Here is a 22942-nt window from a genome sequence, read left to right as displayed (position 1 = left end):
GGAATGCGCGTGTTGTATTTCTCCGAGGCGCTGGTGCCGCCCTTTGACGAGGGCATCAAGAAGGCGTCCTGGCTTTTGCTCAGGGCGCTGCGGGGTTCGCACGATGTGCTGGCGCTCACGAGCAGGGGCGAGGGCATGCCGGATGCGGGCGTGCATCGCGTGCGGGCCAACCGTCTGCTTCTCAGCGCCGACCTCGCGCGGCGCGTGCGCCCGTTCAAGCCCGAGTACACCCTGTACGTCCCGACGGCGTGCGCCACGCTGTTCAGTTTTGTGCGCGCCCGCGTCCTCGCGGCCTATGCCCGAACGCCGGTCGCGCTCATCGCGTTCCAGCCGCGCCGGTACGGGCGCCTGGCGCGGCTTGTCATCCCGCTGCTGCGCGCCGGCCCCGTGTGGGCGCAAGGGCAGGCCACCGCAGCCCCCCTGCGCGAAATGGGGTGCGACGTGCGCATCCTGCCGCCCGCCGTGGACACCGATACGTTCGTCCCGGCCGACGCCGCCCGACGGCGCGCGCTTCGGGCGCAGTATGGGCTGGCCCCCGATGTGCCCCTCGTGTTCCACGCCGGGCACATCCTGCCCAACCGAAACATCCGCGCGCTGGCGTCGCTCCAGCGGGCATTGCAGGGCGCGGCTCAAGTCCTGGTCTTGGGGAGTTCGGCGTTCGGCGTGGACGAGGCGCTGGTGCGCGCGCTGGAGGATGCGGGGGCTATCGTTATCACCCGCTACGTGGAGCGCCTGGCCGAGTTGTACCAGATGGCCGACTGCTATGTGTTCCCCGTGCATTCGGCGCAGGGCAGCGTGGAAATTCCCCTGTCGGTGTTGGAGGCGATGGCGTGCAACCTGCCCGTCGTGAGCACGCCTTTCGGCGAACTCCCGCGGCTGTTCCCGCAGGGCAACGGCCTGCGCTACGTCTCGGACGACGCGGAACTAGCCAATGCGGTGCGGCAGGCGCTGGCCGAGAGGTCGGCGAGCACCCGCGCCCGTGTGCAGCCGTACAGTTGGGCCGCCGCCGCGCGCCTGCTTATCCCCGGAGGGACTCCATGAGCGAGCGCGAGTTGCGCCTGGCGGTCTTCCTCAGCGATGCGGGCGCGAAGTCGGTGGCGGCCGAGGATTGGGCGCAGGCCGATTTGGACGCGCTGGTGGCCTGCCTGCGGCGCAACAAGGTGCCGCTGCTGTCGGCCCGCCGCCTGCGCCCAGACCTGCCCGTCTGGGGCGCGCCGCCGTTGGCGGAGGCCATCGCGCAGGAGGAGGCCAGCCTGAACCGACAGAGGGGCGAGTACCTGAAGGTGCGCGACGCCTTGCAGTCGCTGGGGGTGCCGTGCGCCCTCATCAAGTCGGCGGGGATTGCGCCTTCGTTCCCGTATCGCAGCGACAACGTGGATTTGCTGGTGCCGCCGGAGTTGGAGTTGCCCGCCGCGCAGGCGCTCTACGAGTTGGGCTACGTGGAACTGCGCAACATTGAGGAGCCGCGGAAGTTTCTGTTCAAGCGGTTTGCTGGGGGAGCGGAGGTCTCCGCCATTCACCTGCACACGCAGGTGGGCTGGGGCACGGGCTTCCTGGTGGACGAGTGGCTGTGGGAGCGGGTTCGGCCCTCTGCCGACGACCCTGCGGTGTCCATCCTGTGTCCGGAAGATGAGTTGCTGGTAACGCTGGCCCACGCCTTCTACGAGGACAAGGAATTCAAGATATGGGATGTGGTCAAGGCGCGCCACTGCCTGGGCGGCTCTGGCTTTGACTGGGACTACTGCGCGCGCCAGGCGGAAGAACGCGGCTGGCTCGCCGGGCTGAACGTCATCCTGGGGTGCGCGTCGCGGGTGGAGGCGGCGTGGTTCGCGGATGCCCGCATCCCGTCCCACGTGCCGCGCCGCGCGCCGTCGCTGCCCGCCGTGGACGCGGCGGCGTTGCCCGCGCGGATTCCCTTCGCCTACAGCAAGCGGCAGTACTTCGCCAAGGTGGCCCGCGACCGTCGCCTGTCGCCCGCGCAGAAGTGGGACGACGCGGTTCGCCATGCCCTGGCGGGCGTGCGGCGCAGGCTCAAGGTGCGCTCGCAGCGCCCCATGCTTGTGGCCTTCAGCGGTGTGGACGGATCGGGCAAGACCGCCCACGCCGAGGCGTTGCGGTCGGCCTTCGGGGCGTGCGACATCCGCGCGCGGGTCGTGTGGACGCGAGAGGCGTCCTCGCCGCTGACCGACGCGCTGATTCGCCTGGGCAAGCGATGGCTGGGTGGGACGTCGGACGCTGGCCGTAGCAAGGGCGGGAACGCGCCTGATCCCTGGCAGCGGCGGGAGGCCCTGTGGCGGCGGCCGCTTGTCCGTCGGCTGTGGCCGTGGGTCATCGCGCTGGATTTGTGGCGGCAGTACCTGGCCCGCGTTGCCTGGCCGTTGCTGCGCGGGTGGGTAGTCATCGCCGACCGCTACGTGGCCGACGCCCAGGCGGAAGTGGCGGCCTACCTGGACGCCGTCGGCGATGGGCGCGTTCCGCTGGCGCTGCGCCTGCTGGAGCGTGTCTCGCCGCGCCCCGCTCTTTGGTTCTTGCTGGACGCGCCGCCTGCCGTGGCTGCCCACCGCAAGGCGGGACAGGAGTCGGAGGCGTTTCTGGCGCGGCAGGCTGCCTGGTACCGACGGCTGGCCCAGGCGGGGCGGGCGCGCCTGCTGGACGCCACCCAGCCGCTGGAAGCCGTTTCGGGCGAGGCGGTGCGCCTGTCGCTGCTTCGCTACTATCGGCGCTATCGGACGTTCATCAACGGCCTTTTCCTGTTCAACCCTCGGGCGAAGCGCCCGTTCCTGGAGCAAGGATAGATGCGCGTGCTCGTCGTAACGAACATGTACCCGACGGCGGACAAGCCCGCCTTCGGCACGTTCGTGCGCGACCAGGTGGAATCGCTGCGCGCCCTCGGGGTTGACGTGGACGTGTTCTTCATGGACGGCAAGGCGAGCCGCCTGAACTACGCGCGCGGGTTTGCCGATTTGCGCCGCCACCTGCGCCGACACGCGCCCTACGACCTCATCCACGCGCACTATGTGTTTTCGGGGCTGGTGGCGATCAGCCAGCGCCGATTGCCCGTCGTGCTCACGCACCACGGCATTGAGGTCGTCCTGGGGTGGCAGGGCCACCTGTGCCGCTGGATCACGCCGCGCGTGGACGCCGTTATCGTTACGTCGCGCGGGGTGAAGGGCGCGCTGGGCGACGAAGATGCCGTCGTCATCCCGTGCGGCGTGGACATGGCGCGGTTCGCGCCCATGCCCCAGGCCGAGGCGCGTGCCCGTTTGGGGCTGCCCTCGGACGCCAAACTCGTTCTATTTGCGGGCGAGCCGCGGCCCGAGAAGCGGCTGGAGATCATCCAGGCGGCGGTGGGGCTGCTGGCGTCGGAGGACAGCCGCGTGCAGTTGGTCATTGCGTCCAACCGCCCGCACGCGGAGATGCCGCTGTACATGAACGCTTGCGACGCGCTGGCGTTGGCGTCGGATTTTGAGGGGTCGCCGATGGTCATCAAGGAGGCGATGGCGTGCAACCTGCCCATCGTCTCGGTGGATGTGGGCGACGTGGCCGAGATCATGGGCGGCACCGAGGGGTGCTACCTGTGCGAACGCACGCCAGAGGACATGGCGGCGAAACTGCGCCTGGCCCTGGCGCGCGGGGGCCGCACCGACGGTCGGCAGCGCGTGGCGCACCTGTCGCTGGAGGCCACGGCCCGACAGATTCTGGCGGTGTACGAGCGCGTGTTGGCCACGCGACGGGCATCGCGGGTTAGGTGAGGGCGACATGAGGATTCTGGCGGTGCTAGGCGAGGGCGGCCACACGAAGGAGATGGTGCGCCTCGTGGAACTCCTGGGCGAGGGGTACGAGTTCGGCTATGTGCTGGTGGCCGACGACGACCTGTCGGAGAAGAAGATCACCGTGCCTGGGCCGATATTCCGCGTGATTCGCCCGCGCGACAAGGCTCACAACCTGCCCAACGATGTGCGCAAGTTCCTGGTGTGCGCGTGGCAGGCGTGGCGCGCGGTGCGGCGGTTCCGCCCGCTGGCGATGATCAGCACAGGGCCGAGCGTGGCCGTGCCGGTGGCGCTGGTGTGCAAACTGATGGGCGTCAAGGTCATCTTCGTGGAGACCGGCTCGCGGGTTACGGCGCTGTCCACCACCGGCCGAATCATGTACCGCCTGGCTGACCTGTTCCTGGTGCAATGGGAGCCGCTGCTGGAGAAGTATCCGAGGGCCGTCTATGCGGGGAGGCTGTGGTGATGATCTTCGTAACCGTCGGCACGACCGATTTTGACGCGCTGGTGGAGGAGATGGATCGCATCGCGCCGCGGCTGGGCGAGGAAGTCGTGGCGCAGATCGGGCGCGGGCGCTACGAGCCGCGCAACCTGCGCTGGTTCCGCAACGCGCCCTCGCTGGAGCCGTACTACCGCCAGGCCGATGTCATCGTGTCGCACGGCGGCCTGGGGACGGTCGTAGAGGTGGCGAGCATGGGCAAGCCGCTGGTGGCTCTGAGCAACCCGGACCGCTACGACCGCCACCAGGACGACTTGCTGGGCCACATGGAGCGCCAGGGCCACCTGATCTGGTGCAAGCGCCTGGCCGACTTGGAGTCCGATTTGCGGCGGGCGCGCTCCATGGCGTTCAGGCCCTACACGGTGCCGCCCACGCGCATCCACGAGGTGATTCGGGACTACCTGGCCCGCGTTGCCGCCGGTTCGGAGGGGTACGGGTTCTGACTGCTCCGTGCGACTCCGCGGTGAGCAATGGGCCGCTGCCGTATCCAGGCAGCGCGCTGAATCGTTAGAGAAGGGGGAAACAACATGGCTGTACCTTTCGTAGATTTGAAGGCCCAGTACGCGACGCTGAAGCCCGAGATAGATCGGGCGATCCAGGCCGTGGTGGATCGCTGCGATTTTATCTTGGGGCAGGCCGTTTCGGAGTTTGAGGCCGAGTTCGCCCGTTTCTGCGAGGTGCGCCACGCCATCAGCGTTGCCAACGGCACCGACGCGCTGCGCCTGGGGCTGCTGGCGGCGGGCATCGGCCCGGGCGACGAGGTGATCACCGCCGCCAACACGTTCATTGCCACCACGGAAGCCATCAGCCAGACCGGCGCGGCATTCCGCCTGGTGGATGTGGACGAGCGGACGTACAACCTGAACCCGGCCCTGCTGGAGGAAGCCATCACGCCGCGCACCCGTGCCATTCTGCCTGTCCACCTGTACGGCCAGCCTGCCGACATGGAGCCGATCCTGGACACGGCGCGCAGGCACAATCTCCTCGTCATGGAGGACGCGTGCCAGGCCCATGGCGCGCGGTACAAGGGGCGCCGCGCGGGGAGCATGGGGCACCTGGCCGCCTTCAGTTTCTATCCGGCCAAGAACCTGGGCGCTTACGGCGACGGTGGCGCGGTCGTAACCGATGACGAGGCCCTGGCGCGGCAGTTGGTCCTCCTGCGCAATCACGGTCAGAAGAGCAAGTACGAGCACGTTATGGAGGGCTATTGCAGCCGACTGGACACCCTGCAGGCGGCGGTGCTGCGCGTGAAGTTGCGCCACCTGGACGGATGGAACGCCCGACGGAGGCAGGTGGCCGCATGGTACGAAGAGCGTTTGGCCGATTTGCCAGTGGTGCGGCCTTTCGTGATGCCCGGCGTGGAGCACGTTTACCATCTGTATGTGATTCGCACGGAGCGCCGAGACGCCCTGCGCGACTTCCTGGCGGGCCGCGGCATCGGCACGGGAATGCACTATCCCATCCCGCTGCCGCTGACCGAGGCGTACCAGGGGCTGGGCTTCCGCAAGGGGCAGTTCCCGGTTACCGAGCGCCTGGCGGGCGAGATTCTCTCGCTGCCCATGTTCGCCGAGATGACCGAGGCGCAGGTGGATGAGGTGGCGGGCGCCGTCCGCGAGTTCTTCAGGGGGCCTCGGTAGTCGGGCCAGGATTTCGGGCACCCGTAAGACTGTCCTTCTGAGCAGCGAAGCGGCGGTTGGCACACCTCACCCCCGGCCTGCGGCCGCCCCCTAGAGGGGGACTGAGGGGGTGAGGTTGGTGAGATGGCTTGGCTTCGCTCGCAATGACGCACGAAGAGGGGGCATGCGGTTGACCAACACAAGATGAAACCGACTCCGCCTCCGTAGGTGGTTTGGAGCGCGGCGACTTCCGCCTATAATCAACCCGTACCCTGAACAGCATGGAGGATCAAGGAACATATGGGACGTAGAACATGGCTTTGGATCGCTTTGTTGGGGGCGCTGCTTGGCCCTCTGATGATGCCGTTGGTGGGGCCCGTTGCGGCCGCTGATCCTGAAGCGGGCGACACGATCGTTCTGAGCGGCATCCGCGTCCTCGGCGACCCCGACGGCGTGGACGCGGCGGTGATTCCGGGCGGAGGGCGCCCAGGCGTTTACATCGCGCGCGATGCGGACAACCTGGACCCGGGCTTCTATCCCATCCTCGGCGGGCACCAGACGTTCACCTGGAAGCAATTGGAGCCTTCCGAAGGCGTTTATGACTGGAGCAGGATAGACAATTACCTGGCCGCGGCGAGCGCCAAGGGGAAACCGGTCGGCCTGCACATCGTTACGTACAACGGACGCCGGGGCGGCGTGGTCATCCCCGACTGGGTCCGAACCGCATGCCCTGGCCTCATCTTTACCGCCACGGCCAGTTCGGGCTACAGCAGCACCGACTATCCACCGCTGGAGGCCATCAAGTATCACAATTCCTGCTATCAGACCCGCTACTTCAACTTCATCTACGCCCTGGGCGCGCGGTACAAGGACGACCCGCGCGTGGAATTCATCCTTGCGGGCACCGGGCTTTACGGCGAGACACAGCCCGGCGACGATGCCTATGACGCCGCGTTCCAGAATGCGGGCTTGACCTACGACCTGTGGCGCGCTTATGTGCGCGAGACCGCGCGCGCCTATGCCATCGCGTTCGGGGGGACCGGCAACAGCACCCGCTGGCCGTCCAAGTCCGTCATGATCCTCAACGCGCCCACGTACACGCACCGCTGCAACCGTTCGGAAATCATGTCCGACGTGGCGCCCATGGGGGTTGGCAACATGGTGGCGGGGCTTCTGGCCGATGAGGACGCCGTCGTCATCACGCCGCCATATTCGCAGGCGGGGTGTGGCCGCCTGGACCCGCTGATTTCCGTGCAGGGAACGTTACCGGTGGGCCACGAAGCCTACTGGTATCTCACCCCTCACGAGTACCTGGCGTATTGGGGGCTTCTGGGAGCGCTGGGGCATCAGGTGGACAACCAGTCGCATCCCGTGGATTATCTCACCGTGGACTACACGCTCACCGATTGGCGCGGGTGGATGTTTGCCGATCCCAGCGGCAACCCCCGCACCGAGGTGATGGACTACTTCCGCTGGGCGTTGCCCTACTTCGGCAAGACGGCCGCCAACGCCCCCAGCGTTTGGGTGGCCATGCGCGACTCGGGCTACACGTGGTATCCCCAGTGGGGCAACTACTCCTACTATCTGTACCAGGATGACTCCATCGCTGGCGGGCGCACCAAAGTCGTTACCTACCGCGGCGGCATAGACCCTGACGATGGTAGCCAGGCTGCGCTGGTCAACTCGCTGGTGCCCAAAGGGTACTCATCGTATAACACGAACATCCAGACCAACGTCAACCTGGGCGGGGCTTGGGCAGGCAAGGAGTCGTGGATCACCCGCCGCACCGACCAGGCCAGCGGCAACCGCTACATGTGGTTCAAGATAGACGACGGGTTCCTGTTCGGCGGGAGCAACACGGTTACCATCAAGGTTACGTATTTTGACTATGGCACCGACTCGTGGAAGATAGACTACGACGCGGTCGGCGGCGTACAGCGGAGCACGGATATTGTGGTCAAGACGAACTCGCGCACGTGGAAGACCCATACCTTCGTCATCACCGACGCGCGCATGGCCAACGGCCTGCTGGGCGCCAGCGACTTTCGCCTGGACTGCAACAACGACGGCGACGAGTACATCCACTTCGTGGACGTGAGCAAGGGCGGCGGCAGCAGCGCGAACTTCAACATTCCGCTGCGCATGGGCTGGAACTTCGTGTCCGTGCCCCTCACCCTGGCCAACACGAACGTGGAAACCGTCCTCGCGCCCATCAGCGGCTCCTACGGCAAGGTGTACACCTACGACGCCTTTGACACGGCCGACCCGTGGAAGGTGTACGACGTGAGCCTGCCGCCGTTCCTCAACGACCTCACGCAGATCAACAACACCAAGGGGCTGTGGCTCTGGGCTACGCAGAGCACCACGTGGACGGTCAGCGGCTCGTGGGCCGCGTCCACGGCCATTCCGCTCAAGACGGGCGCGAACCTGGTGGGCTACCCAGGCCAGACGGCCAAATCGGTGGCCGATGCGCTGGCGACCATTGCGGGGAAGTACACAAAGGTGTATACTTATGACGCCTTTGACGACGCCGACCCGTGGAAGGTGTACGATACATCGTTGCCGCCGTTCCTGAATGACCTGTCGCAGATTCAGCCGGGAAGGGCCTATTGGATTTACGTAACGCAGGATTGCACCTTGACGGTTACGAATTAAGGAGCGCCGTATGAAACGAGTGATCAGACTACTCCTGGTTGGGGTGTTCATCGCGGCCCTGCTCGTTGGGTATCTGCTTCCGGCGACACCCGTGAGCGCCGTGCCCCCGCTGCCGTGCAAGTTCTACGGCACGGTCAAGCAGGGAGGCTCCAACGTGCCCCCGGGCACGGAGGTGAGCGCCTGGATCGCGGGCGTGCAGTACGCGACCACGTATGCGTTCAGTTACGCGGGCGAAACATGGTACAACCTGGACGTCCCTGGCGACGACCCCGATACGCCCGGAATCAAGGAGGGCGGCGTCGCGGGCGACATCGTCTCGTTCAAGGTGGGCGATGTCTGGGCCGACCAGACGGGCGTATGGCAGACGGGCGGGAACGTCAACCTGAACCTGACCATTCAGGAACCCACGCCGACCCCGACGGTTACCGGCACGCCGCCAACGGCCACGCCCACGAATACGCCGACGAATACGCCCACGGCCACCAACACGCGAACGGCGACGCCCACGGCCAGCAACACGCCCACGCGGACGCCGACGCCCTTCGGCACGCCCACGCCCACGCCGCCGCCCGTCAAGGTGCGCTTGCAGCGTTCCGCCTCGGGGTTCCCGCTGGTGTGGGATTCGTACATTGTGGAGGACGATCCGGATGCCAACTTCGGCCCGGACCCCAACCGCCACTTCAAGATCAAGCCGGGCCTGCCCAGCAAGAAGGGCCTCATCAAGTTTGACCTGTCGGGGCTGCCTTCGGGCATCACCGTGGTGAAGGCCCGCCTGGGGTTGTTCTACCTCACACGGTACGGCGTGCCCGGGAATTTCACCTTGTCTGCCTACCGCCTGAACCGCGACTGGATTGAGGATCAGGTTACCTGGAACCGCGCCACGTCCGCGGGCGATGGGTTCTGGGAGATTCCAGGGGCCGCGGGCGTGCCATCCGACGTGGAAGGCGCGCCCTCCGGTTCTGTGACCATCGGCGACACGGACAACGTGCGCTACGAGATGGACATCACGGCGCTCGTGCAGGGCTGGGTGAGCGGCATCCCGAACCACGGCGTGTTGCTGGTGGGAAGCGGCCCGACGGCCGACGTTCGGATCTACACGTCGGAAGAACCCAATGTCAACTACCGTCCCTACCTGGACATCTGGTACGTGTACGGCGCGCCCACCTCTACGCCTACGGCTACGCCCGCCGGCCCGTCGCCCACGCCGGGGCCCTCCCCGTCGGCGACCGTCCCGCCGTCCACCATCGTGCTGCAGGAAGGGCTGGACGGCTACGACGGCACGCGCGACGTGTACATGCGCGAGGATGACGCCAACACCAACTACAACACCGAGTTCCAACGCTCTGAATTGAAACTCAAGACGGGCAACCCCCGCATGCGCGCGCTGCTGTCCTTTGACCTGACCGGCCGCTTGCCACAGTGCGCCATCATCACCTCCGCCACGCTGGAACTGACAACGAATTACTATACCAGCGATGCCACACGCGCCATGACGGTGTCCCTGTACCGAATGAGGCGGCCCTGGGTGGAGGATGAGGCAACGTGGAACCAGGCGGCGCTGGGCGATCCGTGGGGCGTGCCTGGCGCGGACTCAGCCAGCGACCGAGATTTCACGTCCGTCGCCTCGGTCGTGATTGCCAACACGAACGCCAAGTACTCGTTTGACATCACCAACCTGGTCCAGCAGTGGGCGGACAATCCGGGCGAGAATTACGGCGTGCTGATCATCGGCACAGGCAACCAGACCGTGGAGCGGCGGTTCTGGTCGTCGGAGTATTCGCAGTCGGTAAGCCCGCGGCCGTTGCTGCGCATCAACTGGCAGCCGTGCCCACCGACGCCCACGCCCACATCCACGCCGACGCCGACGTTCACGCCGACGAATACGCCCACACCCACGTTCACGCCCACGCCAACGCTCACGCCGACGAATACGCCTACGCCCACCAACACGCCCACGGCGACCAACACGCCCACGGCGACCAACACCCCCACGGCGACGCCGAGCACGGGGCGCATCTACGGCACGGTGTGGGATGACGTTACTCCCGACGGCGTGCAGACGCCAGGCGAGCCACCGCTGAGCGGCATCCAGGTGCGCCTGTCGGATTTGGCGGATCACGTGCTGCGTACCACTTATAGCAACGGCCTCGGGACCTACGACTTCCCCGACCTGACGCCGGGGTGGTATCGCGTGTCGGTGGTGATTCCGGCCGGTTATTACGCGACCACCGAACCATCGTGGGACGTCCAGGTGCTGGCGGGCTGGACGATACCGATATCCTTCGGTCTGTCGCCGATGGCCACGCGCACGCCGACGCCCACGCCGCGGGCGCCCAAACGCCTGGTGCTGCCGGTTGTCATGAAAAATGTGCGGAAGTAGCAGGCACGTTCCTTGCACATGTCGTAGGGGCAGGTCTCAGTCCTGCCCCTACGAGACTTGCCCCGCGTGGTTGACAATTTGTGCAAAATGGGCCAAACTGGGCCGACGAGCGCAATCTGATGTGTGAGAGAAAGGCGCACATGCTGAAATCCTGGCTTGCCAAGGGCGGGATTCTCGCATCCATCGCCCTGATTCTGATACTCGCGGCGGTATTCGCGACGCCTGCCCGCGCCGTGCCGCCTCCACCGTCCACATTCTACGGCACGGTGAAGGTGGACGGGGCCAACGTGCCCGACGGCACGCTCATCACCGCCTGGATTGATGGCGTGCAGTACGGCCAGGGCAACACGTACACCTACGCCGGCGAGTCGTGGTACGGGCTGCTGGACGTGCGGGGCGACGATCCGATTGAGCCGGGCAAAGATGGCGGCCAGGAAGGCGATATCATCGTGTTCCGCATCGGCGCGCTGGAAGCGGAGCAGACGGGCGTGTGGCATTCGGGGGTAACGGCGCTGCTCAACCTGACGGCCACCAGCGGCCCAACGCCGACGCCCACCCCAACGCCCACGTCCACCTTCACGCCGACGCCAACGATCACGCCCACGCCCACCAATACCCCAACGCCCACGGTTACGCCCACGCCCTCAACCGGCGAGATTCGGGGCCTGGTGTGGCACGACCTGAACCGCAACCTGACGCCCGATCCCGGCGAGCCCCCGCTAGCCGACGCAATCATCACCGTGAAGAATATGAGCCAGCAGGTTGTGGGCACGCAGGTTACGACCGATACTGGCACGTTCCGGTTCCCCGACTTGACGCCCGGGTACTACTTCGTTACGGAGACCGACCCGCCGGGCTATCGCTCGGTCTCCAGCAACAATGTCGTGGTTCCGGTAACGGCGGGGAGCATCGCGACCGTGCGGTTCGCCGATGAATCCATATTTACCCCCACGCCGTCGCCGTCACCCACACCCACGGCGACGCGCACGCCGACGATCACCCGCACGCCCACCATCACGCCGACCCCCACCAACACGGGGACGGCCACGAAGACTCCGACGCCGACGGCCACGCGCGTTCTGGATTTAGGCAGCGCCGTGGCGGTTACCTGCAACTCGTATGTGGTCGGCGACACGCGCGGCAAGCCCAGCAATGTCTCTGCCTACTCGTGCAACCTCGCCTGGGCCGAGACCGGGCCGGAGCAGGTGTACGTCATCACGGTTACGGCGAAGACCACCTTGAGCGCATGGGTTTCGGCGTTGGAGCCTGGGGCCGACCTGGACGTGTTCCTGCTGTCCGCGCCGTATCCGGACGCCTGCGTCGCCTACGGCAACTGGCTGGCCAGTTACTCCGCCGACCCCGGCACGTACTACATCGTCGTGGACGGGTACATGGGTTCCGTCAGTTCGTATCGGCTGGACTTTACCTGCGAAGGGACGCGGTTCAAGGTTCGCATACCGGTGCTGTTCAAGGGCATGTGAACCTTGCCCTGCATGAACAAACTGTCATTGCGCCGCGCGGATTCGTTCATCCTCTTTTCATCCAGCGTTTGTATAATGGAGTGGGAGAAAGCCTCGGTTGCGCCTGCGCGCCGGCCGAATTGACACGGCCTCTGGGGCCGTGATACAATCCTGCCCGCGCCGCTGGCGGCGCAAACCGCGGGGGCCAAATCGGCGCCCATCGGGAGGTTGTCGGTGAGGTTGCTTGTGCGAGCCGTCGCTATAGCCGCAGGAATTGTGGCGCTCACGTTGCTCTTCGCGTCGGTGGCGCTGGCTCAGGAATGGCCCTGGGCGCAGATCAACGCCGACGGATTCGGCACAACCCAGAATACCGAAGTGTCCTCGCTTGCGGCGCACGGCGGCGCGCTGTACGCGGGGGCGGCCAACGCCGCGGGCGCCGAGATATGGCGCTACAGCGGTGGGGTGTGGTCGGCGGTCGCCACGGGCGGCTGGGGCGCAGGCGGCGCGCTGCCTGTCCCGTGGGCCATGGCGTCCTATGCGGGCAGCCTCTTCGTCGGCACCAACCAGGCGCAGGTTTGGGCCTACGACGGGGTTACGTGGGGCCTTTCGGGCACCCTGGGCGGGGCCACGGTCAGCGTTACCAGCATGGCTGTTTACGGCGGCAACCTGTACGCCGGCACATGGAACGTCGCGACCGGCGCCGATGTCTGGCGCTTCAACGGCACCGTCTGGACGCCGGTCATGACGGGCGGGTTCGTGGGCCAGGGAAGCCCCATAACGACGACCATCATCTCCGCTCTGCACGTCCACAACGGCTTGCTGTATGCAGGCACCGGCGACGGCGCTGGCGCGGCCCAACTGTGGGCCTACGACGGCACGACGTGGACGCGGGTGGATGGCGGCGCGTTCTCGGGCCGGGTGCGCGTCAACGACCTGTGCGCCTACTCGGGCAGCCTAGTCATCGCCGTGGATCATCAGATATGGCTGCTGGATGCCATGGGCCTGCGCCTGCTCCGCCAGATGGATGGGGCGCTGGCGATCTTGGAAGTGGAGCCATTGGGCGATTTGCTCCTCGCGGCGGTGAACTACTCCTCGCAAGGCCCGGTGGTGTGGGCCTACAATGGGGGGCAGTGGTGGCAGACGAGCGCCCCTGGCTTCGGCGACGCCGACAATATCGCCGCCAATTCCATGCTCTCCGATGGCGGAAACATCTACGTGGGGACGCTCAACCCGCTGGACGGCGGCGAGGTCTGGAGCCAGGCGCTGGTGCTGGATGTGGCCAAGACCGACTGGCACGACCCGCTGTGCATAGGCTGGCGGCAACGGTACACGATTCAGGTTCAGAACATGCAGAACTACACGCTGACAGGGGTTGTGGTAACCGATACGCTCCCTGCGCAGACGCTGTTCCTGCCGGGCGATTCCACGCCCGGAGCAATACAGGTGGCGCCTGGCGTTGTGCAATGGAATGTGGGGACACTGGCGGCGCTGGAGACGCGGACGCTCCATCTGGAAATTCACACCTTCAGCAACATTCGGCCCAACACGATAATCACCAACACGGTCTGGGCCACGGCGCAAGAGGGCGTCAGCGACTGGGGCGTGGCCGAGACGCTCATGATCCTGTGCGCGACCCCTACGGCCACGCGCACACCCACCGCGACGGCCACCTCCACGCCGACGCGCACGCCCACGCCTACGCCGACCCACACGGGCACGCCCACGCTCACGCCCACGGCTACGCCGACGGCGACACCCAGCGGCACGCCGACGCTCACCGCGACCGCCACGCCCACCGAGACGCCCGCGCCCACCGCAACTCCCACGCTCACGCCGACCGAGACGCCCACGCCGACGCCCACGCGGTACGCGGCCAGCGTTTCGGGGCTGGTGTGGTACGACGCCAACCTGGACGGCGTGTTTGACGTGGGCGAGGTGCCGCTTCCGGACGCGTACATCCGCATCGTAGACTTGCAGGGCAACCTCGTGCACGAGTACGGCCCGACGGGATCCGACGGCCGATATGTCTTCCGCGAAGTCCTGCCGGGCGACTACATCGTGCAGCGGACGAACCCCCCGGGGTATTTCTCCACGACGCCGGATGAGGTGCCCATTACCCTCGTGCCGCGCGGCCTTGCCATCGTGGACTTCGGCGCCGCCCAACTGTGGCGGTTGTACGTTCCGTTCACCTATATCGTCAAGGCTCAGAAACTGGCCGAGTGGCCGTAGAAGCGGGACCGCGAAGGCGACTGCGTGGTCTGGGCGCCGCTCGTGGCTGCTGAGGCTCCGCATCTCCGCATCTCCGCTCGCTTCCTGCGCAATGGATTTGCGGAAAACTGTTGTCACAGGAGATCGGTTGGTGGAACGACAAGTGAAGGTAGGAGTTCTGGGCGCCGGATACTGGGGCCCCAAACTCATTCGCAACTTCCACGAGATACCCAGCGCGGATATGGTCATGGTGTGCGACCTGCGCCAGGAACGCCTGGCTCACATCCGCGAACTGTATCCGGCGGTGCGCGTAACCACGGACTACCAGGAACTGCTGCGTTCGGACGTGGAGGCAGTCGCCATCGCCACGCCCATCCCGACGCATCACCGCCTGGCCAGGGAGGCGCTCCTGGCCGGTAAGCACGTCCTGGTTGAGAAGCCTCTCACCGCCAACAGCGAGGAGGCCGAGGACCTGGTGAACCTGGCCGAGAGGCGGGGCCTGTCCCTCATGGTGGGGCACACGTTTGAGTACAACCCCGCGGTGGAGTACCTGCGCCGCATCATCGCTGCCGGGGAACTGGGCCGCATCTACTACATCAACGCGACGCGGGTGAATCTCGGCATTTTCCAGCCGGATATCAACGTGGTGTGGGACCTGGCTCCCCACGACGTGTCCATCCTGCTGTTCATCCTTGGGATGCTGCCGGTGAACGTCAGCGCGCGCGGCGCGGCCTACGTGCGGCCCAAGATTCACGATGTGGCCTACCTGACGCTGCACTTCCCCAACGAGATCATGGCCGACATTCGGGTCTCATGGCTGGACCCGTGCAAGATTCGCCGCATCACCGTCGTGGGCAGCAAGAAGATGGTGGTGTACGACGACGTGGAACCCACCGAGAAGATCAAGATTTACGACAAAGGCGTGGACGTCCCGCCGTACAGCGACACGCTGGAGGAGTTTCACCTTTCCTACCGCTACGGCGACATCACCACGCCCGCCATCCCCAACGTGGAGCCGCTGCGCGTGGAGTGCGAGCACTTCCTGCACTGCGTCCGCACGGGCGAGCGCCCTCGGAGCGACGGCCGCGACGGGCTTGAGGTGGTGCGCATCCTGGAGGCGGCCACGCGGTCTCTGCTCAACGGCGGCATGAGAGAGCGGGTGCGGTTGTGAGCGGCGCCAGGATTCTGTCGGCGTTGGTGCAACTGGGCGCGCCGCAGGAGATTGACGAGGGCGTGCTCCTGGGCTACCCCACAGGCCGCGACATCCCCGACCGCCGCCTGGTGGTGGGGCCTGGCGCGCGGCTGCGCGCGGGCACCGTGCTGTACGAAGGCTCGGTCATCGGCGCCGACTTCCAGACGGGCCACAACGTCGTCGTGCGCGAGGAGAACCGCATCGGCGACCATGTGTCCATCTGGAGCAACTCGGTGGTGGATTACGGCTGCGTCATCGGGCATCGGGTGAAAATCCACACGGGCGTGTACGTGGCCCAGTTTACGGTGATAGAAGACGACGTCTTTCTAGCGCCGGGCGTCATCATCACCAACGACATCCATCCGGGCTGCCCCGAGTCCAAGCGGTGCATGAAAGGCCCCACGATACGGCGCGGGGCGCAGGTGGGCGGGAATGTAACGATCCTACCGTACGTGGAGATCGGCGGGTTTGCCCTCATCGGCGCGGGCAGCGTGGTTACGAAGGATATTCCGGCGCGTTCCGTGGCCTATGGCAACCCGGCGCGGGTCGTGTGCCGCATAGACGACCTGACGTGCGAGACGGGGCTGACGGACAAACCCTACCGGTAGGCGGCTTCCATGGGCTTTCGCGGAAGCCTGGGGCGCACCCCAGGCTTTGTTTTTGATAGCGGTCGCTCCCCTTGCCCTTGCCTTCGCACTTATCAAGTGCGGCGTGTGGCATGGAATTTGCATGCCTATTGGTGCCTGCAAGCACCATCGGTTCCTGCGAAAGCCGATGGCCTGACGTAAAGGGGAGGATCTATCATGAGACGCCGAAAGGATGACGGCTGGATTGATCTGAAAGCCGAAAAGCGGAACACCTGGCTGCGAATCCTGCTCATCGCGGCCATCGTGCTCTTGTTCGGCGCGGCGCTGTTCCTGGCGCTCAAGGGGGCGCTGGCCCCTAGCCGGCAGCAGCAACCGGCGACCGGCGAGACGGTGGTGCCCCACGTGGTGCGGCAGGAGTCGCGCCTGACCCTGAATCTGTCGCCCAACGAGTCCATGCGCATCGGAACCTCTACCCTGCGCATGGAGGCCATCCTGACCGACCTGAACGGTAACCCGCTGGGCGGGCGCAAGATCGCCTTCACGTACAACGACGAGTGGAACTATGCCTACTACGCGCGCACCGACGCGCAAGGCCGCGCCGTGTACGACATGCCCATCGTCAACGACCTCCTGCGCAGCGGGTTCTGCGGCTCCGGCGGGTTCCGCAACACGGCTACCGGCTACCAGGCGGTGGCCTACTTCCAGGGCGATGCCCAGTACACGGGCAGCCGCGCCACGGGCATGTTCATGGTCGGGGGCGGTGCCGACGCCATCCCCACGCGGATGGAGATCGTCTCGCTGCCCAGCCAGGTGTCGCGGGGCGATTCGGTTACCGTGCGCGCCCGCCTGCTGGATACCCAGGGAAGGCCCCTGCCCGCCGGCCGCACTATCTACTTCTCGGGCTTCTACGATCAGAAGAGCGCCTCCACCGACGCCGACGGCTACGCGCAGGTGACGCTGAGCGCCTCGGGCGCGGAGCATGGCAACAACACGGTTACCGCCGTGTTCACGGGCGACGTGGCGCAATTCGCCGGCGCCAAGTACGACGGATCGGCGGCCAACCGCGTGGTGTGGGTGGCGTCGCCGCCGCGCGACGTTCCCAAGCCGCCCGCCATCGTGTACTGGATGTACGACTGGCGCAACGTGAACCCCAACGACATGCCCGAATACGGGCCGTTCGGCTCCATGCACATGGTGCCCTGGGACGCCATTGACGGCGACTTCAGCGGCCTGCGCGCGTACCTGGACAAGGCGGCGCAGATGAAGATCACCCTCCCCGACGGGCAGCAGATTTCCAAGCCGGTGATCCTGCACGTGTATTTCTACGGCGCTCAACTGGACGGAACGGTGATTGATTTCACGCCCGAACGGGTGAAAAGACTCATCGGCGGGAGTTACATCCTGCAGCCGGCGGGGTGCGACAAGGCTCAGGTGGCTCCTAAGTATGACAACCCCGTCTGGCAGGAGGAGTACCGGAAACTGATCTACGCCCTCGGGCAGGAGTTCGGGAACGACCCGCGCCTGGCCGGCGTGGTCATCGGCATCGGCTTTGACGGCGAGGCGGTGGCCACCAAGAACATGGGTGGGTGCAACTACGAGGGGGAGTTGCTCAAGCAGGTTACGCAGGATGAGTTTGAGAGACTGCTCCTGGATGCCGAGAAGTGGCACCGCGAGGCGTTCCCCAATAAGCCCATCTACCTGGCGGGCCTGCCCTACAACGTGGACTTTGGCGCGACGCTGAACCCGCCCGTGGGCCTGAAAACCAACATCTGGCATCCCAACGGTGGGGCGCTCACCTACAAGAGCAACGCCGAGCGCACGGGCGAGTCCGTCATCTGGCTGCGCAGGCCCCTGTTGCCCCGCGCGGGCGAGACGGCGGGCGGCATGCACATCATGCCTGGGCCGGCGGGCGCGTACTGGATGTTCCTGGCGGCCATGTCGCACAAGTTGGACTTCATGGACATCCACTCGGACGTGCTTGGCGTATTCGCCGCTGTCCCTGGCTTCTCCAACTTCGTGAATACGCATCTGGGCAAGAACGTGGAGACGACGCCGAGCGTTTGGATTGCCCTACGTGAGGCGCAGGACACGACCCGCAAGGAGGCCACCGGCTGCTGGACGTCGGGCCTCTACGGCGACTACATGTTCTACCTGTATCGGTTGGAGGCCGCGCCCCAGAGCCGCACCGTCGCCATCAAGAACACCGATCTGCCGTCGCCTGCGCGCAACCAGCACTTCACCAACCCGCGCACGGAGGACATGCTGCGCCAGACCTCGCCGTCCTACACGGCCCGACGCACCGACCAGGCCAGCGGCAACAACTACATGACGTTTGACATAGACAACGGCTGGCCGTTCGCCAATCTGCCTCCACAGGGCGGCCTGACCTACAAGATTTCCCTCGTGTACCTGGACAAGGGCACGGACAAACTATCGCTGCAATATCCCGATGCCCAGGGCGGCGTCAAGACGCTGGAAATCCAGAAGCGGGGCACCAACATGTGGGTGCAGAAAGACTGGATCATCACCGACGCCTACTTCAACGATCAGTTGGCGGGGATGGCCGACCTGCGCATCTGGAACAACGGCGACGGCGACGAGACCATCCACTTCCTGGATGTGGCCGGCTCGTGGACGGGGTTCGCGCCTACGCCCACGCCCTGGCCCACCCGCACGCCCACGGCGCAGCCCACCGCCACGCCGCCGGGGGCTCCGCAGCCTCCGCCGCCCACGCCGACGCTGGCGCCCAACCAGGCGGTAAAAATTTTGCAGGAAGGTGTGAATGGATACCTCGGAACCGAGGACACGCTTATTGACGCCTGGGATGAGAACAAGACGAACGGCACGGCCAACCGAATCGCCGTGCGCCAGGGCGATGTGCGTGCTTCGCTGATCACGTTCCACGCCATAGACCTGCCGCAAGGGGCGCGCCTGGAGTCGGCTTCGCTGGAACTGTACGTGGAGAACCGCAGCAACCCCAACCCGATGACCGTAACGCTGTACAAGGTGAACAAGGAGTGGAGCGACGACGCCGCGACCTGGCTTCGCGCGACGAATCAGCTGGCCTGGGCCGCGCCGGGCGCCAACGGCATCCCCGACGACCGCACCGGCACTCCGCTGGATTCCCGCACCGTGAGCGACGCCGGCGCGTGGTACACCTTCAACGTTACCGAGGCGGTACAGGAGTGGCTCCAGAATCCGTCGACCAACAGGGGATTCGTGCTGAAGGGGGCAGGGAGCGTGTCGGTGGAGTACCAGTTTGCGTCGGCCAACCACGCGGTGCCGGATGTGCGCCCGCGCCTGGTGCTGAAGTACACGTTGCCCACGCCCACGCCGACGCCGACCGCCACCGCGACGCCGACGGCCACGCCCACCTTCACGCCATCGCCGACGCGGACGGCGACGGCCACGTTCACGCCTGCGCCAACCGACACGCCGACGGCCACGCCCACGGCAACGCCCACCGCAACGCGGACGCCCACGGCGACACCGACGCTCACGCCCACGGAGACCCCGACGGCGACGGCCACCCATACGGCCACGCCCGCGCCGACGGCGACAGAGACGCCTACGGCCACGCCCGCGCCGACGGCGACAGAGACACCCACGCCCACGCCAACGCCCACGGCGACGCCTACTGCCACGTGGACGCCGACACCGACCGACACGCCTACGCCCACCGCGACGTGGACGCCCACGGCTACGAATACGCCCACGGCCACGCCGACGCATACGCCGATGCCCACCGCGACGCCGACCGTGCCGCCGACGGCCACGCCCACCGCGACGTGGACGCCTACGGCCACATTCACGCCTGCGCCGACCGACACGCCCGCGCCCGACCATACGCCTTCGGCCACGCCGACGGCGACGCGGACGCCCACGCCCGTGCCCGAGATGACGCAGACACCGGTGGCGCGCCCGACATCCGAGCCGACCGAGACGCCCACGCCGCTGCCGACGGCCACGAGCACCAAACTGCCGCCGTGGTGGCCCACCTATACGCCGACGCCGACCGCCAGCGCGACCGGCACGCCGACGCCCACGCCTACCCATACGCCGACCCGCACGCCCACGGCGACGGCAACCAGCACGCCCACGCCGCTGCCCTGGTACACGCCGCCCTGGGTGCCGACGCCGACGCCCACGCCGACGGCGACGCCGACCGTGCCGCCGACGGCCACGCCCACCGCGACGTGGACGCCTACGGCCACGTTCACGCCCGCGCCTTCGGCCACGCCGACGGCGACGCCGTCAGGGCTGCCTTCGGCCACGCCAACCCGCACGCCGACGGGGTATCCCACAGCCGCGCCCACGCAGACGCCGCAGACCCCGTCGCCCTCGCCGATGCCCACATGGACGGCCACGCCGCTGCCCACGGTGCCCGGCGCGACGGCGACTCCGTCGGCCACGCCGTGGCCCACGATGCCGGTCTGGACGCCGACGCCCGCGCCCACCGTCTCGCCATGGCCTTCGGCGACGCCGCTGCCCAGCCCGACGGCATGGCCCACGTCGCCCGTGCCCAGCCCAAGCCCGACGCCGTGGCCCACATCGGCGCCGCTGCCCACGGCCACGCCGCTCCCGACGGCGACGCCGCTGCCCTTGGGGCGCTACACGGTGCAGCCCGGCGATACGCTCTACTCCATCGCGCTGCGCTACGGGACGACGGTGGATGTGCTGGTGGCGCTGAACGGGCTGGCCGATCCATCCTTCATCTACGTGGGCCAGGTGCTGGTGGTGCCGGAAGGCCAGCCGCAGCCGCCCGCGGAAACCCAGGTCTATATCGTGCAGCGGGGCGACACGCTGTTCTCCATCGCGTGGCGCTATGGGACGACCGTTGCGGAACTGGCGCGGCTCAACCGCATCGCCAACCCCTGGTTCATCTACGTGGGCCAGAGCCTGCTCATCCCTGCGGGCGATGAGACCGAGAGTCGCATCTACGTGGTGCAGGCCGGCGACACGCTCACGTCCATCGCCCTGCGGCACGGCACGACGGTGCAGACGCTCATGCTGCTGAACCGCATCACCAACCCGTGGTGGATTTACCCCGGCCAGAGGCTACTGCTGCCACAGGCGCAGCCCCGGCCCGGGCGCGTCTACACGGTGCTCCCCGGCGACACGCTCTACTCCATTGCGTGGCGGCACGGGACTACGGTGGAGGCCCTGGCGGCTGCCAATGGCATCACCGCCCCATGGGTGATCTACGTCGGACAACTACTGGTCCTCCCCTAGGAGGCGCGTTGAGGGGAAGGGGCTACGGCTCCGGAACAACGCGCAAAAACAGGAGGGGTTGCTGAGCAGGCAGCGACCCCTCCGCACTTTTCCCAGCCGCGTTGTTTCGTGCGGGTCTGCGGATCTGTCGGGCGCGCGGACGCGGCTCGCTTCCCCCTAGTGCCCCATTTCGGCCAGGGTGTCCAGCACGAAGCGGTCCACGGCGTCCTCCACCAGGTCCACGGACGTCGCGAACGGCTGAATCCCCGCGCGCCGGAGGACGCTGCGCGTGTCGTCGTCCATGCTTCGGGCCAGCGCCACCTGGCAGTCGCGCAGCACGCCCATGGCGCGGTCCAGGTCTCCGGCGTGGCCGATGGGCGGGGCCTCGCGCAGTTCGCTGTGGACGATGTCGCTCTCGTGCACGGTGAGGACGGCGTAGTAGGCGGCGCCGGCGAAGGTCTCGCGGACGGTGAGGCCGTCGTCGGTGGCGACTGCGACCTTGGCGTTGACGCGGGCGTGATGGTGCTGGTGAGCGGGTGTGCTGTCAAGGGACATGGCGCGCTCCTCCGTGGTATCCGTGATGGTCTACCGTATGCGGCGGGGGCCGATTTGTCAAATTGGCCGTCGCGCGGGCTGGCGGCATCCACGAATAACGCGAATCCACGCGAAGGGTGTTGGGCCTGGCGTCCAGGCGCCGGGCTGAAGGTAGGGGCGACCCGCCCAGCCCCGAAGGGGCTTTGTTCCGTCAGCGCGGGGGTTCAGCCCCGCGCGGCCCGCCCCCGCGCCCTACCGCCCCGCCTTCGCGCGCACCTCTGCCAGATACGCGGCGTGCTTCTCCGCGTCGGGATGGCCGATGGCCCGCTCGTAGTCCACGCACACCTGCATCAACTCCGCGGCGCGGGCGTAGTCGCCCAGTTTCTCGTAGGCCAGGCCCATGTTCCAGCACGCGTTGCCTTCCCCGCGCCGGTCCCCGATCTCGCGGTCGATCTCCAGGGCTTGCTCGTAGAACCCGATGGCGCGGCGGGGGTCCCCCAGGGCTTGTTAGGCCGCGCCCAGGTTGCCGAGGGCGTTGCCTTCCCCGCGGCGGTCCCCGATCTCGCGGTCTATCTCCAGGGCCTGCTCGTAGAACCCGATGGCGCGGCGGGGGTCCCCCAGGGCGGCTTAGGCCGGCCCCAGGTTGCCGAGGTCCGCCCCTTCCCCGCGGCGGTCCCCGATCTCGCGGGCGATCTCCAGGGCCTGCTCGTAGAACGCGATGGCGCGGCGGGGGTCCCCCAGGGCGGCGTAGGCCAGCCCCAGGTTGCCGAGGGCGTTGCCTTCCCCGCGGCGGTCCCCGATCTCGCGGTGGATTTGCAGCGTCTGCTTGT

The 22942-nt window shown here is 67.0% G+C and carries 15 protein-coding genes and 1 pseudogene; 13 read left to right on the top strand and 3 right to left on the bottom strand.

Annotated features, from left to right (window positions below; genetic code table 11):
* Positions 1-3: 3 nt before the first annotated feature.
* From H5T65_08000 to H5T65_07940, 13 genes and pseudogenes are all read left to right on the top strand, one after another.
* On the top strand, positions 4-1041 hold the full coding sequence (locus H5T65_08000; protein MBC7259176.1) for a glycosyltransferase family 4 protein: 1038 nt from the start codon (positions 4-6) through the stop codon (positions 1039-1041).
* Positions 1038-2795 (top strand): nucleotidyltransferase family protein, encoded by a 1758-nt coding sequence (locus tag H5T65_07995; GenBank protein MBC7259175.1) that lies wholly within the window; start codon positions 1038-1040, stop codon positions 2793-2795. The genes H5T65_08000 and H5T65_07995 overlap by 4 nt, the downstream gene beginning before the upstream one ends.
* On the top strand, positions 2796-3752 hold the full coding sequence (locus H5T65_07990) for a glycosyltransferase (protein MBC7259174.1): 957 nt from the start codon (positions 2796-2798) through the stop codon (positions 3750-3752).
* 7 nt (positions 3753-3759) lie between these two features.
* Positions 3760-4236, top strand: a complete 477-nt coding sequence (locus H5T65_07985) for a hypothetical protein (protein ID MBC7259173.1) — start codon at positions 3760-3762, stop codon at positions 4234-4236.
* Positions 4236-4712, top strand: coding sequence for a beta-1,4-galactosyltransferase (locus H5T65_07980; GenBank protein ID MBC7259172.1), 477 nt, complete (start codon positions 4236-4238; stop codon positions 4710-4712). Before H5T65_07985 ends, H5T65_07980 begins: the two co-directional genes overlap by 1 nt.
* Before the next feature lie 84 nt (positions 4713-4796).
* Positions 4797-5906 carry a DegT/DnrJ/EryC1/StrS family aminotransferase gene (locus H5T65_07975; protein ID MBC7259171.1) on the top strand — a complete coding sequence of 370 codons (1110 nt, stop codon included), beginning with the start codon at positions 4797-4799 and terminating at the stop codon, positions 5904-5906.
* A 279-nt stretch (positions 5907-6185) separates the two neighbouring features.
* Positions 6186-8540, top strand: coding sequence for a beta-galactosidase (locus H5T65_07970; protein MBC7259170.1), 2355 nt, complete (start codon positions 6186-6188; stop codon positions 8538-8540).
* 10 nt (positions 8541-8550) lie between these two features.
* Positions 8551-10920, top strand: a complete 2370-nt coding sequence (locus H5T65_07965) for a DNRLRE domain-containing protein (protein MBC7259169.1) — start codon at positions 8551-8553, stop codon at positions 10918-10920.
* Between the two features lie 119 nt (positions 10921-11039).
* Positions 11040-11636: pseudogene (locus H5T65_07960) on the top strand (hypothetical protein).
* Positions 11637-12614: 978 nt separating this feature from the next.
* Complete coding sequence (locus H5T65_07955; GenBank protein MBC7259168.1) at positions 12615-14609, top strand: DUF11 domain-containing protein; 1995 nt, start codon at positions 12615-12617, stop codon at positions 14607-14609.
* Between the two features lie 91 nt (positions 14610-14700).
* Positions 14701-15759 (top strand): Gfo/Idh/MocA family oxidoreductase, encoded by a 1059-nt coding sequence (locus H5T65_07950; protein MBC7259167.1) that lies wholly within the window; start codon positions 14701-14703, stop codon positions 15757-15759.
* 11 nt (positions 15760-15770) lie between these two features.
* Entirely contained in the window at positions 15771-16388 is a 618-nt protein-coding gene (locus tag H5T65_07945) for an N-acetyltransferase (GenBank protein ID MBC7259166.1), read from the top strand.
* A gap of 195 nt (positions 16389-16583) precedes the next feature.
* The gene (locus H5T65_07940; GenBank protein ID MBC7259165.1) at positions 16584-21599 is read left to right on the top strand and encodes a LysM peptidoglycan-binding domain-containing protein; all 5016 of its coding nucleotides are present in this window, start codon (positions 16584-16586) and stop codon (positions 21597-21599) included.
* A gap of 156 nt (positions 21600-21755) precedes the next feature.
* Here the strand turns inward: H5T65_07940 and H5T65_07935 are convergent, their stop codons facing one another.
* The 3 genes from H5T65_07935 to H5T65_07925 all read right to left on the bottom strand — a co-directional run.
* Positions 21756-22133 (bottom strand): hypothetical protein, encoded by a 378-nt coding sequence (locus tag H5T65_07935; protein ID MBC7259164.1) that lies wholly within the window; start codon positions 22131-22133, stop codon positions 21756-21758.
* A 231-nt stretch (positions 22134-22364) separates the two neighbouring features.
* Positions 22365-22613: a tetratricopeptide repeat protein gene (locus H5T65_07930; GenBank protein ID MBC7259163.1), complete on the bottom strand. Its 249-nt coding sequence runs from the start codon at positions 22611-22613 to the stop codon at positions 22365-22367.
* A gap of 126 nt (positions 22614-22739) precedes the next feature.
* Positions 22740-22942 (bottom strand): tetratricopeptide repeat-containing protein (locus H5T65_07925; GenBank protein ID MBC7259162.1); only part of this gene is annotated, 203 nt, incomplete at its 5' end.

The sequence above is a fragment of the Chloroflexota bacterium genome, assembly GCA_014360805.1.
In the GTDB taxonomy this organism is placed as follows: domain Bacteria; phylum Chloroflexota; class Anaerolineae; order DTLA01; family DTLA01; genus DTLA01.
The sequence above is the reverse complement of the archived record's forward strand: the minus strand, read 5'-3'. Positions and strand labels throughout refer to the sequence as shown.

Coding starts and splice junctions, on each gene's coding strand:
- H5T65_08000 (MBC7259176.1), top strand. CDS start 4: ATGCGCGTGTTGTATTTCTCCGAGGCGCTGGTGCCGCCCTTTGACGAG.
- H5T65_07995 (MBC7259175.1), top strand. CDS start 1,038: ATGAGCGAGCGCGAGTTGCGCCTGGCGGTCTTCCTCAGCGATGCGGGC.
- H5T65_07990 (MBC7259174.1), top strand. CDS start 2,796: ATGCGCGTGCTCGTCGTAACGAACATGTACCCGACGGCGGACAAGCCC.
- H5T65_07985 (MBC7259173.1), top strand. CDS start 3,760: ATGAGGATTCTGGCGGTGCTAGGCGAGGGCGGCCACACGAAGGAGATG.
- H5T65_07980 (MBC7259172.1), top strand. CDS start 4,236: ATGATCTTCGTAACCGTCGGCACGACCGATTTTGACGCGCTGGTGGAG.
- H5T65_07975 (MBC7259171.1), top strand. CDS start 4,797: ATGGCTGTACCTTTCGTAGATTTGAAGGCCCAGTACGCGACGCTGAAG.
- H5T65_07970 (MBC7259170.1), top strand. CDS start 6,186: ATGGGACGTAGAACATGGCTTTGGATCGCTTTGTTGGGGGCGCTGCTT.
- H5T65_07965 (MBC7259169.1), top strand. CDS start 8,551: ATGAAACGAGTGATCAGACTACTCCTGGTTGGGGTGTTCATCGCGGCC.
- H5T65_07950 (MBC7259167.1), top strand. CDS start 14,701: ATGGATTTGCGGAAAACTGTTGTCACAGGAGATCGGTTGGTGGAACGA.
- H5T65_07940 (MBC7259165.1), top strand. CDS start 16,584: ATGAGACGCCGAAAGGATGACGGCTGGATTGATCTGAAAGCCGAAAAG.
- H5T65_07935 (MBC7259164.1), bottom strand. CDS start 22,133: ATGTCCCTTGACAGCACACCCGCTCACCAGCACCATCACGCCCGCGTC.